The sequence below is a fragment of the Roseateles depolymerans genome (assembly GCF_003387155.1).
GTDB classification, from domain to species: Bacteria; Pseudomonadota; Gammaproteobacteria; order Burkholderiales; family Burkholderiaceae_C; genus Roseateles; species Roseateles depolymerans.
In genome coordinates this window covers 1,043,886-1,058,668 of the sequence record NZ_QUMT01000002.1, presented here as the reverse complement: position 1 = coordinate 1,058,668, position 14,783 = coordinate 1,043,886, and the positions used below count along the sequence as shown (strand labels likewise).

Annotated in this window: 15 protein-coding genes; 2 read left to right on the top strand and 13 right to left on the bottom strand. The window is 67.9% G+C overall.

Features of this window, described 5'->3' with window-relative positions; translation table 11 throughout:
- Window positions 1-2: 2 nt before the first annotated feature.
- From DES44_RS12590 to DES44_RS25075, 9 genes are all read right to left on the bottom strand, one after another.
- On the bottom strand, window positions 3-323 hold the full coding sequence (locus DES44_RS12590; protein WP_058935237.1) for a PAAR domain-containing contractile injection system baseplate protein: 321 nt from the start codon (window positions 321-323) through the stop codon (window positions 3-5).
- A 20-nt stretch (window positions 324-343) separates the two neighbouring features.
- Window positions 344-2,134, bottom strand: coding sequence for a type VI secretion system tip protein VgrG (vgrG, locus tag DES44_RS12585; RefSeq protein WP_058935236.1), 1,791 nt, complete (start codon window positions 2,132-2,134; stop codon window positions 344-346).
- Window positions 2,135-2,137: 3 nt separating this feature from the next.
- A complete protein-coding gene (locus DES44_RS12580; protein WP_058935235.1) occupies window positions 2,138-2,953 on the bottom strand; it encodes a CIS tube protein in 816 nt (271 codons plus the stop codon).
- 1 nt (window position 2,954) lies between these two features.
- Entirely contained in the window at window positions 2,955-3,131 is a 177-nt protein-coding gene (locus DES44_RS25080) for a DUF5908 family protein (RefSeq protein WP_157592957.1), read from the bottom strand.
- A gap of 18 nt (window positions 3,132-3,149) precedes the next feature.
- Window positions 3,150-3,650: a phage tail protein gene (locus DES44_RS12575; protein ID WP_058935234.1), complete on the bottom strand. Its 501-nt coding sequence runs from the start codon at window positions 3,648-3,650 to the stop codon at window positions 3,150-3,152.
- Window positions 3,650-4,108 (bottom strand): phage tail protein, encoded by a 459-nt coding sequence (locus DES44_RS12570; RefSeq protein WP_058935233.1) that lies wholly within the window; start codon window positions 4,106-4,108, stop codon window positions 3,650-3,652. The genes DES44_RS12575 and DES44_RS12570 overlap by 1 nt, the downstream gene beginning before the upstream one ends.
- Before the next feature lie 65 nt (window positions 4,109-4,173).
- Window positions 4,174-5,817: a contractile injection system sheath protein gene (locus DES44_RS12565; RefSeq protein WP_058935232.1), complete on the bottom strand. Its 1,644-nt coding sequence runs from the start codon at window positions 5,815-5,817 to the stop codon at window positions 4,174-4,176.
- Window positions 5,818-5,877: 60 nt separating this feature from the next.
- Entirely contained in the window at window positions 5,878-6,732 is an 855-nt protein-coding gene (locus tag DES44_RS12560) for a hypothetical protein (protein ID WP_058935231.1), read from the bottom strand.
- A complete protein-coding gene (locus tag DES44_RS25075) occupies window positions 6,729-7,304 on the bottom strand; it encodes a contractile injection system cap protein (protein WP_170156663.1) in 576 nt (191 codons plus the stop codon). The genes DES44_RS12560 and DES44_RS25075 overlap by 4 nt, the downstream gene beginning before the upstream one ends.
- A gap of 247 nt (window positions 7,305-7,551) precedes the next feature.
- On the opposite strand from DES44_RS25075, the gene DES44_RS12550 reads away from it, so the two are divergent.
- Both DES44_RS12550 and DES44_RS12545 read left to right on the top strand, forming a co-directional pair.
- Window positions 7,552-11,310, top strand: a complete 3,759-nt coding sequence (locus DES44_RS12550) for an nSTAND1 domain-containing NTPase (RefSeq protein WP_083525601.1) — start codon at window positions 7,552-7,554, stop codon at window positions 11,308-11,310.
- Window positions 11,311-11,345: 35 nt separating this feature from the next.
- Entirely contained in the window at window positions 11,346-11,837 is a 492-nt protein-coding gene (locus tag DES44_RS12545; protein WP_058935228.1) for a hypothetical protein, read from the top strand.
- A 116-nt stretch (window positions 11,838-11,953) separates the two neighbouring features.
- Here the strand turns inward: DES44_RS12545 and DES44_RS25070 are convergent, their stop codons facing one another.
- From DES44_RS25070 to DES44_RS12530, 4 genes are all read right to left on the bottom strand, one after another.
- A complete protein-coding gene (locus DES44_RS25070) occupies window positions 11,954-12,118 on the bottom strand; it encodes a hypothetical protein (protein ID WP_157592956.1) in 165 nt (54 codons plus the stop codon).
- Window positions 12,119-12,249: 131 nt separating this feature from the next.
- Entirely contained in the window at window positions 12,250-13,059 is an 810-nt protein-coding gene (locus tag DES44_RS12540) for a bestrophin-like domain (RefSeq protein ID WP_058935227.1), read from the bottom strand.
- A 16-nt stretch (window positions 13,060-13,075) separates the two neighbouring features.
- Entirely contained in the window at window positions 13,076-13,753 is a 678-nt protein-coding gene (locus DES44_RS12535; RefSeq protein ID WP_058935226.1) for a response regulator, read from the bottom strand.
- Window positions 13,750-14,619 carry a sensor histidine kinase gene (locus tag DES44_RS12530; RefSeq protein WP_058935225.1) on the bottom strand — a complete coding sequence of 290 codons (870 nt, stop codon included), beginning with the start codon at window positions 14,617-14,619 and terminating at the stop codon, window positions 13,750-13,752. Before DES44_RS12530 ends, DES44_RS12535 begins: the two co-directional genes overlap by 4 nt.
- Between the last annotated feature and the right edge of the window lie 164 nt (window positions 14,620-14,783).

Here is a 14,783-nt window from a genome sequence, read left to right as displayed (position 1 = left end):
CCTCAGCCGCCGATGAGCACGGTGGGCAGGCCCAGGGTGATGGTGCCGCCGTGGGCCGTGGCGTCGCCCATGCGCCCCGCCGGGCGCGAGCCGATCATCACGGTGGTGGAGCCCATTAACAGCTTGTTCGGCGGACCGACGCCGGTGGAGGTGTCTCCGACGCAGGCGAGGGTGTCTCCGACGACGGTGGCGGGCAGGCTGCCGATCAGCACGGTCGGCACGCCGGGGCCGATGACCGGCCCGCCCACATGGGGAACGGGCGGCAGGCCGGGCGTGACCATGGGGCAGGTATGCATGTCGGTGATGCGGGCGGCGGGGGGCATGGCGGGTCCTTGTCGGCAGGTCAATTGATCATCACCATCGCGCCCTTGACGACGGTCTGGCCGGAGGCGGAGAGCTCCGCGGTGGCATTGCCCTTGGCGGAGAAACCGATCTGGGCTTCGGACTGGACATTCATGCCGGAGGTCTTCACATCCGCCTGCGAGCTGATGGTCACCGCGGCAGTGGCCTTGAGCTGAATGCCGCCGCTGGCCTTGAGCACGATGTCCTTGGGGCTGCTGAGCTCGATGCCGGAAGAGGTCATCGACACCTTGTTCTGATGCTCGTCCAGCACGGTGATCGACTGGTCCTTGTCGCTCAGCACGATCTGGTTCTTGCCAGGCGTGAGCACGGTGATGACCTTGTCCTTGTCATTGATCTCGATGCGAGCCAGGCAGCGGGTCACCCAGGCCTTGGTGTCGTTGGCCGCTTCCAGGGTGTAGGGCGGCTTGTGGCTGCTGCTGTAGAGGCTGCCCAGCACCACCGGGTGGCTGGGGTCGTTGGCGAAGTAGCCCAGCACCACCTCGTCGCCCACCTCGGGCAGCAGGAAGCTGCCGAAGCCGTTGCTGGCATGGGGCTGCATCAGGCGGGCCCAGACGCCTTCGACCTCGGCTTGCAGCACCGGCACCTTCACCTGCACCCGGTGCTCGCCGGCCGGGTCTTCCTCCAGCTTGGCCACGACGCCGATCTGCAGCCCCTGCACGCCCGGCAGCAGGCCGGCCGCTGCCGGAGCGGCCACGTCGGTCCTGTCGGTGAACCAGTCGGGCGCAAGGCCAAACTCCACTTCGGTGAACCAGTTGCCATCGGCGATGTCATGCCGCACGCCAGTGGCCAGTACCGGTCCGCTGAAGCGGCTGCCCACGCCCACCAATTCGATGAGCGCGCCGACCTCAGCCAGCGCATTCCCCTGGAAGCGCACCCGCCCGCGCACCCGGGCCAGCCCGGCCTTGAGCTGCTGGGCCTTGGCCCAGGACTCCAGCGCGGACTGCTGCAGCGGCGCGCCGGCCTGCAGGCGCATCAGGTCCAGGCCGACCACTTCGGACAGGGTGGCGCTGTCCAGGTCGCCCTGGGCGGGCAGGGCGGCGGGGTCCGCCGCGGCCCCTTCCAGCACGGCCTGGTTCTTCGGGTCCCAGGTGAAGGCCTGGGCACTGCCGTATTGATGGCGGGCATCGATGTCGGCATCGAATTCAATGAGGTCCTGGCCGTACGTCACGGTGAGTACCGGGCTGCCGTCGGCGGTGGGGGTCTTGATGCTCAGCTCGCCGTCCTTGACGGCGACCAGCCAGCCGTTGGCATCGGCCCGGGAGAGCACGAAATCCCAGTCAGTGCAGTAGTGCTGCGCGAGCTCGGTGTAGACGACCTCGCTGCTGTCCACGGTGGCGCTGAGTCCGTGGCGGGCAACGAGGTCCGAGAGGATGTCGCTGTCCTTCATGTCGATGTAGTTGGCATTGCGCCGACCCACCGTCATCTTCACGGCGACGTCGCTGCATTCAATGATCAGCCGGGCCTCGTTATTGCTGCCGACCCTGACCCGGTGGCGCATCACCACGCCGGTGAACAGGGGCTCGGTGCTGTCCAGATAACCGGCCGCAATGCTCAGCGTGGCGCCGGGCTTGAGCTCGTCCGCATCGCTGATCGGGAAGCGCTGATTGGGCATGTCGCCGTCGGAGAACTCCAGCCGAGCGGTCGGAATGCGGTTGGCCGCGCGCTGGATCTGAATCGACACCAGCGACGCCGTGGCCTCCAGCGGCTGCCCGTTGACGCTGAGTTCCAGCTTGACGACACCGATGGCGTTGGCGGCAGGGGAGAGGGCCATGGTTCAGACCCTTGCCGGTGCTGCGGGGGCGCCCTTGGCGGCCGGCAGGGTCGGCAGCGGCTGGGGCGCGGCAAAGTCCGACGCCTTGTCGTTGGACTTGGGCGGGATCACCAGCGTGTCCCCGGCCTTCAGGTCGGTGAGCGAGGACAGGTTGTTGGCATCGGCCACCTGGGCTTGCCGCTCGAAGCTGTCGTCCTTGCACTCCTGCGCGCAGATGCTGGCCACGGTGTCACCCTCCTGGGCCGTGGCGGTGCGGGTCATGGTGTTGCTGGAAGCGCGCTGATTGACCAGCCGGTTCTTGCTGCTGCTGGAGGCGCCGACGAAGCTCAGCTCGATCTTGGCCCGCAGCGGATCGCCGTTCGGCTTGAACAGGCTGTACTGGGTCGACATGCTGCGCAGCCGGCCGAAGAAGATCAGCGTGCCCCACAGCAGGCGGACATGCGGCGGCTCGCCGGCGTCGTTGACATAGTCGTAGACCACCTTGCTGAGCAGGTCGATCTGGCTCTTCACCTCGCTGGGCTGGCCCGGCACGTCCTCCACCGCGCCGGTGTCGTCCAGCACGATGGAGAAGCTGACCTCTTCGGGTTCGGTGGCGGCGAACTTGGGCTCGGTCTTGGCCGCGCCCATGTCCGAAGTGGTGTTGTAGCCGACCCGATGGCTGTGCTTGAACTCGGACGGATTGATTTGGGTCTCGAACTTGACCTCGTCCTCCAGCGTGATCGCGCCGCCTTGGCCCACGGTGTAGCGGGTCATCAGCAGCCGCTTGAGCTGGCCTTCATCGTCGGTCGTGTCGCTGCCTGGCAGTTCGTTGAAGCTCATCTCAACGCTCCCCATGGACCCGCAGGCGGTCTGCCAGCCAGGTCTTGCAGTCGGCCACCACCTGCTCGCGCAGGCGCTGCAGCTCGGCCGGTGGGAGGCCGCTGCGGTGCTGGGGCGACGGAGCGGGCGCTGGATGCACCTGGGTGCGGATCAGCAGCTGACGGATTTCAATGCTCATGACAGGGCTCCTGGCCAATCAGATGGAGCGCTCGCTGCGCGCATACACCAGCTCGATGCGCTCGATGGCCATCTCGTTGCGCTGGCTGTTGAAGGCCTCGACATCCCACTTCACCGGATAGGCCCGCGTCAGCAGCCACTGCCGCATGAGGGTGCCGTCGGCCGATAGCAGCGCCACCCGCAGATCGGCCGGCTTGAGCCGCTTGGCCAGTCCGCCTTCGAGCGTGCTCTTGCACCAGCGCACCCACAGCGAGGTCAGCGGCGCCAGGCCGCGCTTGAGCACCAGGCGCGGGTGCTTCACCGGCTTGGGCAGGAAATGCACGAAGTCGTTGCGTCCCCCCTCCATCACGGCCTCGGTCTCCATGTCGGCGGCCAGGCCCGAGGCCTCCTGGAAGGCGGCCTCCTTGTGGCCGACCTGCATCGTGTTGAGGGTCACCGCGAAATGAAAGGCCGAGGACAGCGGCAGGTGGCGGGGATCCGCCGCACCGCCACCTGACCCGGATGAAGAGGGGCGGGGCATCACTTCACCTCGCAGGTCAGACCTTCGTGCACGATCACGATGGTCTCGATGGCCACTTCATTGCCCTGGGCCTTGAGGTCGGTGCCGGTGATCTTGGTCGGCCAGGCATTGGCCAGCGTCCAGACCACGGCGGCATTGCCTTCCTCGTCCTGCAAGGTGATCACCACCGGCTTGCGCTTGATGGTGTTCATCTTGATTTCGCCGAACCAGTCCCAGAAGGCCTTGTCGCCCTTGAACATGCCTTTCTTCATGGTGACGTCGCTGAACTTCTTCAGCCCCGGCATCTTGATGACCGAGAACTCCTTGCTGTTGCCAGCGCGGTATTCGATCGGCTGGGCTTCGATATCGAGCCCGGAGACTTCCTGGAAGGACATTTCCTGGCTGTCCCACTGGACTTTGAAACTGAACTTGGGCAGCGGCCAGGTGGTGGCCGATTGGGTAGATCCGTCTTCTGACATGACCTGCCTCCTTCTAAGTGAATGATGTCAATGAGGGGGAAAGACCGGACGCGTCGCGTCCTGCATCAGGACTTCTGCATCTGCTGCTGGAAGGTGATCTCGATGAATTCCGCCGGGCGGCTGATGGCCACGAGGACGGTGACGCGCAGGATGCCTTCGAGGATGTCCTCGGGCGTCATGGTTTCATTCAGACCCACATGGACGCTGAAGGCGTCCTCGGGCACGGCGCCGGCCAGGCCGCCGCGCTTCCACACGCTGGTGAGGAAGTTGCCGATCATGGCGCGGATGGTTTCCCAGGTGTTGCTCACATTGGGCTCGAACACCATGGCCTTGGCCGCCAGGCGGCAGGACTCTTCCAGCATGATCATCGTGCGGCGCACGTTGATGTAGCGCCAGTCCAGGCTGTTGCCGTCCAGCGTGCGGGCGCCCCAGACCAGCACGCCTTCTCCGATGAAGCTGCGGATGGCATTGATGGACTTGCCCTGGGTGGTGACGTTCAGGTCTTCCTGGTCCTCATGCGAGATGGAGACCGCGGGCGCCACCACGCCGTTGATGCTCACATTGGCCGGCGCCTTCCAGACCCCGCGGGTGTTGTCCACCATGGTGTAGATGCCGGCCATGGCCGCAGAGGGGGGCATCAGGTTCAGCTGGTTGCGGGCTTCGCCAAGGATAGTGTTGTAGAGCGGGCTGATCGCCACCAGGCTCTTGTGCAGCAGGCTCTTGTGGGTGGCCACCGCATTTTTCAGCGCCTCGTCGGACAGCAGCTTCTGCTTGTCCTCGTCCGACTTGTTGCTCTTGTTGATTTCCTCGGTGAGCGCCTTCTTCCAGGCGTCGTCGTCATAGCTCACCCGGGCCAGCGATTCCCACAGCGACTGGCGGCGCAGGGCCGCCCCGGTGGTGCCCTGGGCCAGCGCATCGTCTTCCTGCTTCTCGGGCAACTGCAGGTCCTGGCGAATCAGGTCGGACAGCAGGGCCGGGTTGACGATGTGGGTGTAGTCCAGGTCGCGTTCCTGGACCACCGTCGTGCGCACCCACGGGTAGTAGGCGCTGGCGAAGTCCAGGAAGTTGATGCCCAGGTTGTTGCGGAAGGCTGCAACGGGGTCGCCCTTGGGATGCTTCTGGTCCCGGTAGCCGGCGTAGACGTCCAGGATGGCCATGCGGTTGCGCATCTTGCCGCCGCAGTGCTGCAGCATGGCTTGCTGGACAGCGACGCAGTCGTCTTCCTTCAGCAGCACTGCATCGGGCACCACCAGCATCGTGGGTTCCTGCTCCTTGAGCAGCGCGTCGATGCCGCCGGTCAGGTCCTCGGCGCCGATGCTGCTGTCGAAGTCGCCCACCGACACCACATAGCAGGGGCCGCCGCCGTTCTGGAAGAAGTGCCGCATGCTCTGGTAGAGCAGGAAGCGGCCGCCCTCCTTGCCGGGTGGCTGGGCCAGCACATAGTCCTTCTTGCCGAGGCTGAAGGCCGCTTCGTCGTCGTCCGCGGTCTTGTCGCGGATGGTGAGCCGCACCGCCGGCGCCAGGCCGAAGTAGGTGTGGAACTCCGCCATGGAGCTGATGCGCCAGGGTTTCCCCTTGAGCGACTTGCCGACGTTGTCCGCCTTCGCGGTGTAGCCCACGAAGGCGGGCACCGCGGTGGCTACCTCCACGACGGAGTTGGGAAAGGCATTTTTCTCAACGATATAGACACCGGGTGTCTTCATAGCCATGACGGCCTCCTCTCAGAAGGATTGACGAATGGGCGATGGGAACGACGCTCTGGATCCATGTCAGCGATGCACATGGATTTCGGAGACCAGCGTCGCCGCGCCGTCGATCTCCTCGCGGGCCAGGTGCTGCGGGCCGGGCACCGGCAACCGCTTCACCAGGACTTTGGGCACCCCGGACTGGCGACATCGCAGCTGCAGCCGGGTGTCGGAGCGTTCCGCCAGCGCCAGCGGGGCACTGGAGCGCAGGGCGAGCAGCGGGCGGCCGTCTGCGCCGCGTTCGACGACCGGGCCCTCGAAGCGCACCTGGCCGCCGGCATCGACGATGTCCAGGGCCTCCTCGGACCAGTCGCCAAAGAGGCAGTACTTCCAGACCAGGTGGCGGGGCGCCAGGGCCCAGCGCAGGTGCGCGGGCGACGGGTGGGCCTGATTGGCCTGATCGGGCAGGGTGGGCTGCAAGGCCGATGGCGGCAGGCGCAGCACGGCAAAGGGGGGACGCCATGCGGCCTCGCCGCTGAGCGGGTAGTGGCCGTCGGGCACCGGACTGGCGCCGCCGGCAGGCCCGCGCCAGATCTTCATCACCCGCACCTGCGGCTGCGGCGGGTCGGTGGGGGAGGGCTCGACCAGCAGCAGCTCCTCCGGACGGCGGGCCGGATCGTCGGTGTAGATGGGGAAGTCCGGGTCGGTGGCCCGCACCCACCAGGTCAGCGGCTCCGGGCTGTCCGCGGCCAGGGTCTCGGCCGCATCCGCGGGGCCGAGCAGCCACAAGGAAGCGCCATCCTGCCGCTCCAGCAGATCGGCCCGGCGCATGCGGCGAGCCGTGTCGCCAGCCGCCTCGAAGCGCAGGCCGCGTGCGCGTCCATCCGCGAAGTAGCGGTGGGCCACTTCAAAGCGCAGCAGCGCCAGGGTGCGGCTCATGTGGCGCTCCCCAGGCCCACCTGCGGTTCCTGCACCGCGGGCCGCGTGCCCTGGCTGTGACCGGCATCGATGGTGATCAGGCGCAGCCGATAAGCTACCGATGGCAGGTAGCGTCCGCCGAACAGGCCCCAGACCTGGGACAGCTGCGCATAGTCCAGGTTCTCCAGGTCCATGACCAGCCGGTCGATGCGGCGATCGAGGTCCGGGGTGTTGTGATGGTCGAAGAGCGGCCGGGACTGGAAAAAGGCCAGGGCGCTGGAGAGCAGCTTCAGCCCCTCCTGATAGGTCGACCCGCCGAAGTTGGCGGCGATCATCAGCATCAGGTTCAGATGCACCGGCGCCGGCTGCATCACCTGGCGGGCCTGTGGGGCGGCGCGCGGCGAGACGCCGCCGACGGTGTCTCGCTGCAGGTTCACCAGGAACAGGGCCAGGCGGTTCGCCGTGCCGGTGGCCAGGGCGCCGTCACATTCGTGGAGGCTGGACACCACCACCAGGTCTTCCGTCACCAGATAGGCCCGGCGCAGCGACTGGTTCAGCTGCTGGGCAATGTGGGCGAGGGCGGCGTCGATCATGATGGGGCGAGTGATGCGGAAACGGTGGCCGAAACGGTGGCGAGAGCGGTGGGTGAATGGAGTGGCTGAACGATAGGAGCTGCGCTGCGGCGACCCCATCGGACGAAATCTGAGCTTTCGCGGTGACCTTGCTGATTTCTCCCTCGGCAGCGTGGGTGCGTTGCGACACGATGGACGCCGGCGCCGGGGGCTCCTAGACTGCACGCCGTCGCTGGCAGGGAACTGCCCATGCGAGGGAGAGAACAAGATGAATCCGAAAACGGACGGCGATGCTGGGACGGATGCGGGCGCGCCCTGGCCCCGCGTCAGGCAGGCGGCCGCCAAGGGCTTGGAAGGGGCGGTGGGTGGACCGTTGGATGGGGCCGTGGGTGGCAGGAACAAAGGGCGCGTGGGCGCGGGCTCGCCGCCTTCGGTCTCCGGTCCCGCTGCTGCCCAGGACCCGACTCGACTGAGCCTGGCCAACACCTTTCCGCCGGGAGCGCCGGCGCTGCAGGCCCAGGGGCTCCACGGCCTGGAGACCGTGGAGGCATTCGGACGTGGCCCTGAGCGAGTCTCCGAGCGGGCTTCCGGGCAGGACACCCCCCCGGGCGGCAGCGCCGCCGACAGCGACCTCGTCAAAGCCACCCGCTTCCTGCTCGGCGACTGGCAGGTGGACACGCCCGCGCGTCGCCTGGTGCGGGGCGGCGTCTCCATCGGCCTGGAGCCGCGCCCCATGTCCGTGCTGGTGGCGCTGTGCCGTCGGCCCGGCGTGGTGATGAGTGCGGAGGCGCTGCTCGCTCAGTGCTGGCCGGGCGAGAGCCAGGGCGACAACCCGGTCCACAAGGTGGTGGCCGGGCTGCGCAAGGCACTGGACGACAGCGCCAGCGCGCCCCGATATATCGAGACCATCCGCAAGCAGGGCTACCGGGTGGTGGCGCCGATCAGCGTGTTGTCCTCGATGGGCACCCGGAGTCATGACGGCGGCTGGCGGGGCGACTCGCCGTTCTGCGGCCTGGAGCCATTCGATGAGGCTCACGCGGCCGTGTTCTTCGGTCGCGACGATGCGGTCGCGGCCTTGCAGCAGCGCCTGGTCGCCCAGTGGCGGCGCCGCTGGCCGCTGGTGGTGCTGCTGGGCCCCAGCGGCTCCGGCAAGACGTCCCTGGTGCAGGCCGGTCTGCTGCCCGCGCTGCGCGGAGAGGGTCTGGCGGCCCGCCAGACGCAATTGCCCGGGGGCCTGCAGATCAGCGCCAGCGCCACGGTGGACATGGCGTCGCTGGGCGAGCTGGATCCCTGGTCCGCGCTGGCGGGTGGCCTGCTGGATTGGGAATGGCAGGGGCAGCCGCTGCTCTCCGGCCACAGCATCGATTCCCTGGCCACACTGCTGCGGGAGCGGCCGCAGGAGGTGATCCGGCTGCTGGACATCGCCCTGTGTGCGCTGGAGGCGCCGGGGCGGCGCGAGGACGCATCTGGCGATGCGCCGCTGCGTCCGCCCCTGCTGGTGCTGGACCGCATGGAGGCGGTGCTGCAGGGCGGGGTGGCCAGCGTCGCGATGGAGAAGGGCGCGACCGCTTCCTCCTTCGGACCGGCGCCGATGGCGGGTGGCAGTGATGCGTCCCTGGCCACCCGCTTCATGGCGACGCTGCAGGCACTGGTGGCCAGCGGACGGATGCTGGTGCTGGCGCTGTGCCGCAATGACTTCTATCCTGCCCTGGCCCAGCATCCGACGCTGATGCGGGACAAGGAGCAGGGCGCCCACATGGACCTGGCGCCGCCGGACGCTGAAGCGCTGGCGCAGATGATCCGCCTGCCGGCGCGTGCGGCCGGGCTGGTCTTTGGCACCGATGCCAGCGGCATGAACCGCCTGGACGACCGGCTCAGCAGCGATGCGATGCAGGCGCCGGACGCTTTGCCCCTGCTGCAATACACCCTTCAGGCGCTGTATCTGCAGCGCGCCCCCGGAGAGGTGCTGAGCTGGGATGCGTATGAAGCGATGGGCGGGCTGGAGGGGGCGATCGGCCGACATGCGGAAGCGGTGCTCGCGGCCTTGCCGGCGGCGAGGCAGGAGGCGCTGGGTCGGTTGTTGCCACGCATCGTGAGCCTGAGCGCTGAGGACGCTACACCCACCAGCCGCTGGGCTGCTGCGGCGTCCTTGGGCGATGACGACGAGCGCGCCCTGGCGCATGCCTTCGTGGATGCGCGATTGCTGGTGGCCGACCATGTGGCCGGCGCGACGGGGTTCCGGGTGGCGCATGAAGCGCTGCTGCGCCAATGGCCGCGGGTCACGGCCTGGGTGGCGCAGCACCGGGCCACGCTGGCCCTGCGGGACGAGCTGCGCCACTGGTTGCAGCGCTGGCTGGGCGGCGCGCAGGCGCCGACCCTGCTGCTGCCGGGCGGTGGGCTGCTGTGGCAGGCCTCGCGGGCGCTGGAGGAAGCGCCGTCGCTGTTTGGGGCGGACGAGCAGCGCTTCATCCGTTCGTCACTCAGCCGCCTGCGCCGGCAGCGTCGGCTACGCTGGGTGGGCACCGGATTGGTGGCCTTGCTGGCGGCCGTGGCGGTGGTGGCGGCGATTGCGTATGGACATCAGGCGCGGCTGGCCGCCGACCGCGAGCGGCAGAGCCAGCGGCTGGCGTCGTTCATGCTTGGCGACCTGGCGGATCAGCTGAGGCCGATTGGCAAGCTGTCCTTGCTGACGCGCATTGGCGAACAGGGCGTGCGGGTGCTGGCGCCCGCAGACGGCGCGGGAGAGTCCGCCGCCGAAGCGCTGCAACGTGCCAAGGCACTGGTCGTGATCGGCGAGGTCAACAGCAGCCGCGGCAAGGGCCGCACGGATGTGGCCCTGGACGCGCTGGATGCCGCACGCCGGCTGTTGCTGGCCCATGCGCCCACGCCGGAGGTCGACGCCGCGGATTACTACAGGACCCTGGGGGCCGCTGCCTTCTGGCTAGGTCAGATTGCCCTGGATGCCAACGAGACAGGCACCGCGAGGAAGTGGTTCATCGAATATCGCGATGCCTGTGAGGCCTGGCACAGGGCCCTGCCGGAGGATGCCAACGCCTCGATGGAATGGGGCTATGCCACGAGCAGCCTGGGGTCGGTGGCCTTTCAGAATGGGGCGTGGGCCGAGGCCCAGGGCTGGTTTGAACAGGCGCTGACCCAGAAGCGGGATTACTTGAGAAGCCAGCCCGAGAATCGCACCGCATTGAGTTCGGTGGCGGCGTCCGAGCAATGGTTGGGCAAGGTGGCCCTGGTGCGCGGTCAGCCGCGTGTGGCCCTGTCCCACCTGGAATCGGCGCATGGCTTGCTGACGACCTTGCTGAGCAGGGACCCCGACGAACGGTCCCGGCTGTGGGATCTGGGGACCGTCGAACTCAGGCGCGCGGATGCCTTGCGTGCCATGGGGCAGCCGGATGCCGCCATCGCGGACCTGGAGCAGGCGGTCAAGCGCATCAAGTCCGTGGCCGGACCCGATCCTGACAATGATTATTGGCGGCTGGAGCTGGCCCATGCGCAAGCCACTCTGCTGTTGGCACGGGCGACGTCAGGGGAGCCCGGAGGCGCGGACGCCCTGAGTCGGTTGAGGATGACGCTGAATGCGCGCGGCGCCACGTCGCGCAACTTCCCTCGCGCTGATGCCCTGGCCCGCCTGGCGGTGGCCGAAGCGGCCATGGCCGTGCATCACGGCGATTGGACACAGGCGCAGACATTGGCCCGCCAGGCGCGTCAGGAGATTGGTCGGTTGCAGGACCAATGGCCCAAGCATTGGCAGGTCCAAGACCTCAGCGGTCGGCTCACCGTCTACGAACTGGAGATTCTGGACAAGCTCAAGCCGACGGGGCGAGAACCCGCCTGTGCAGCCATGGCGGACCGGCTTTGGCCCGCGGTGCATGGCGGGCAGGGCGGGGTGACGCTGGAAGCATGGCTGCTCGCGCGCCAATGCGTGGACCCCGGAAAGCTTGAAGCAGATTTTCGTCGGCAACTGGTGGAGGGGGGATATGCGACCATCCGGATTGCCATTTCTCAACCGTGAGTCCCTCAGCCGGGACCTTTGCATTTCCGATTGCCATGGCCAACATTGATACCAGCATCACCAACTACTTCGTCGTCCCGCTGAAACGCCAAGGGAGCGTCGACCCCACCGTCATCGAGGCGTGTTACTACTACGACATCAACTGGAACAAAACAGATGCCAAGGACTTGCGCGATACCGAGCACCAGAACTCGGTGTGCCTGCGCCAATGCGATGTCCGCACCATCGATCGGCAGGTGCTGGACAGCATCAATACCGACGGTTTCGTGGTGAACCGGGATGTGAGGCTGTTCTCCGCCACGGCCAAGACGCTGGGGGGCAATGCGGGCATGCCCAATCTGTTGCTGGCGCGGGAAGAACCGTATGCGCTCGTGAATGGAGAGCCCGCGCCAGCGTGGTCTGTGACCATTCCTCTGGCGCCCAACACCCGGCGCGGCGTCATCCTGGTCTTCTCGTACGACGCAGGAGGCCGCAATCAGCTGGTGGCCACCACCGACCCGGAAGTGGGCAACGGCAGCAGCAATTGACCAAGTGCCCTGCACGCAATGCAGGGCACTTTACGGAGGTGGTCGGCGCGGAGGTCTCACGACCTGATCGGACGACCCCGTTTGATCACTAAAGGAGCCGGTTTTCTCGCGCCGTCTCAGTTTGACGATGAGCCTTCCACCTCCGGGCCACCCGCAACGGCCTGAAGCTCTGCCAGCGTGAGTTCCCGCGGAGCCGTCAGACGTTGCGCCGCGGGATCCATGACCCAGAACGCCTTGGCAGCATCCAGTTCATCTTGGTCGCGTTGTTCATTCGTGTTCATTGTTGCCTTTCGTTGATACCCGAATTCGGGCTGATTCAGGCGTCCCACCCATGGGACACCATTGCGCGGGATTCCCAATCGTGGGATGTCCCGCAATGCATGTTTCGCCGTCCGCTTTGGACGACAAACAATCACGGCGGTGAACGGATGCGCATCGTCTGCGCATCCCACCGCTCCATCCGCTGCAGCGCCTTCTCATACGGCTCGGCCGCCGGGCAGTCATAACGGCAGAACGGGCGGTCCATCGCCACCGCCAGGAACAGGCCCAGTCCCAGCAGCAGCGCTGCCAGCACCAGCAGGGTCCGGCCGGCCCGGTGCGCCGGCAGCAGGCTCAGGAAGCCCAGGGTCAGCCCGGTGCTGGCCGTGGTCACCGCCCAGAGCGCCACGGGCACCACCGGCTGGGACGCCTGCAAGCGCGCCTGCCGCAGTTGCAGCAGCTGGAACGCCCCCTGCCAGACCTCCGGCATCAGCGCCCGCTCCGACGCACTGCCGGGCTGGATGCCGGACAGCGACCGGAACAGCGTGTCGAAGGCATCCCAGGTGCTCAGGCTGCTGTGCCCGTCCTGCATGGCCGGCCACTCCTTCAGGATCACGGACCGTGTGTAGGCCCGCAACTGCTCCCGCGCCAGCCGGGACTCCTCCGGCCCCATCACCGCCAGGCTGCGGCCCAGTGCGCCGATGGCGCCAGCTTCCTGCTGCACCATGCGGTCGGTCCGTCCGGCCGCCTCCCATCCGGTGGCGGCGCACAGGCCCAGCAGCAGCAGCGACAGCACCACCAGCAGCAGGCCCACGCCCACCAGCAGTCCGTCCTCCCGCCTTGACACCCGAAGCCCGCACCATCGAAGGCGCAAGGCCTGGCCCCCCAGCGCCAGGCCGACGCAGCCTGCCACCATCACCATCCCGATCAGCCAATCCGGCAGGTTGTAGATCCATAAGGGCATGGGCGCTCCCGGCGGATCAGGCAGTCACCGCCGGGTCGACCGTGCTCAGTCCTTCCCGCACGGCATAACGCGTCAGGCCCGCCACGCCCCGCACACCCAGCTTGCGGGTGATGTTCTCCCGATGTGTGGCCACGGTCTTGGCGCTCAGGTGCAGGCGTTCCGCGATGTCCTGCGTGCTGAGGTCTTCGGCAAACAGCTGCACGATTTCCCGCTCCCGCGCCGTGAGCGTCTGGGGAGGACGCAAGGGGGTGGCGGCATCGGTGTGGCGGTGATGGTGTCGCAGTTCGTCCACCACCGCGCCCATCAGGCAGGGACTCAGGAAGATGCGGCCGGCCGCCACGTCGCGCACTGCATGCGCCAGCTCGTCGGCGGACGCATCCTTCAGCACGAAGCCCGACACGCCGGCGTTCAGCGCCGTGACCACCGTGCGCTGGTCGCCATGCATCGACAGGCAGATGGAGGCGACCATGGGCTGCTGCTGCTTCACGCGGCGCACCGCTTCCAGGCCGTTCAACCCGGGCATGGCCACGTCGGTCACCAGCACGTCCGGTTCCAGCTGGCGCACGAGGCGCACTGCGGCGGCGCCGTCTTCGGCCAGGCCGATTACTTCCAGGCCGGGCTCTCGGCCCAGCAGGGCGGTCAGGCCCTCCCGCACCAGTTGATGGTCGTCGGCAAGCACGATGCGAATGGTCATGGGTGGCTCCGCGGGGGCAGTTCAACAATGGAAGGGGTGGAGGGGCGCAGGTGGGCGGGCAGCGGCACCAGCACGGTGGCGCAGGTGCCGCGATCGGCCTCCCAGCGCAGATGCAGCGAGCCGCCGATGGCGCGCAGTTGGGCTCGTGAGCCCGCCAGGCCCAGGCCGCCGGTGGCCGGACCGTGGGGACGCGGCGCGTTGCTGGCGGGCACCTGCATATCGGCCGGATCGGCTGGATGGGCCGGATCGGGCAGGCCCACGCCGTCGTCCTGCACCTGGATGCACAACCAGCCGTCGACCAGCCGCGGCGTGATGTCGAGGCGCCGGGCCTTGGCATGCTTGAGCACGTTCAGGCACAGCTCCCGCACCACCCGGCAGATGATGGAACGCATCGGTTCGGGCAGGTCGAAGTCCGGTCCGCCCGACTCGACTCGCACCAGGGGTCCGCGGGCATCCCCGCCCAGGCCCAGTTCCTGGGCCATGGCCTCCAGGGCGCCCGGCAGGCCGCCATGCCAGGCCGGGGGGGCGAGGGCGGTGGTCAGGGTGCGCACGGTGTGGGAGAGCTTGCCGATCCAGGCACACATTTCATCGACCTCCGGGGCAGGCAGGCGGGACTGGCTGTGGCGCCATTCGCTCATCCGCAGGCGGATGCGGACGATCAGGGCGCCGACTTCGTCGTGCAGCACCGTGGCAATCCGCTCGCGTTCACGACCTTCGGCGGCGCTGAGGGCGCGGGCCACGGAGGCCGGTCGCCCCCGTCCGCTGACGGGTCGGGTGCCCGAAGGCTGTGGCAGGCGGCAGGTGGTGCTGCGCCGGACCGGGGTCACGCTGTGCCTGCGTCCGGCGGGAGGGGGCAGGGTGATCATGGGACATTCCTCTCAAAACGCTCAAAGGGGGGCGGGCCGGGAGGCCGGTCGGAACCCAAGCTCCGATGACCGCAACGGTAGTCAGCGCGGCGCGTCTCGACCTTCTGGAAACCTTCTGGTTGGCTGAAAACCTTCCGGAAGGTTGGCGGAATGGGGCCGGAAGG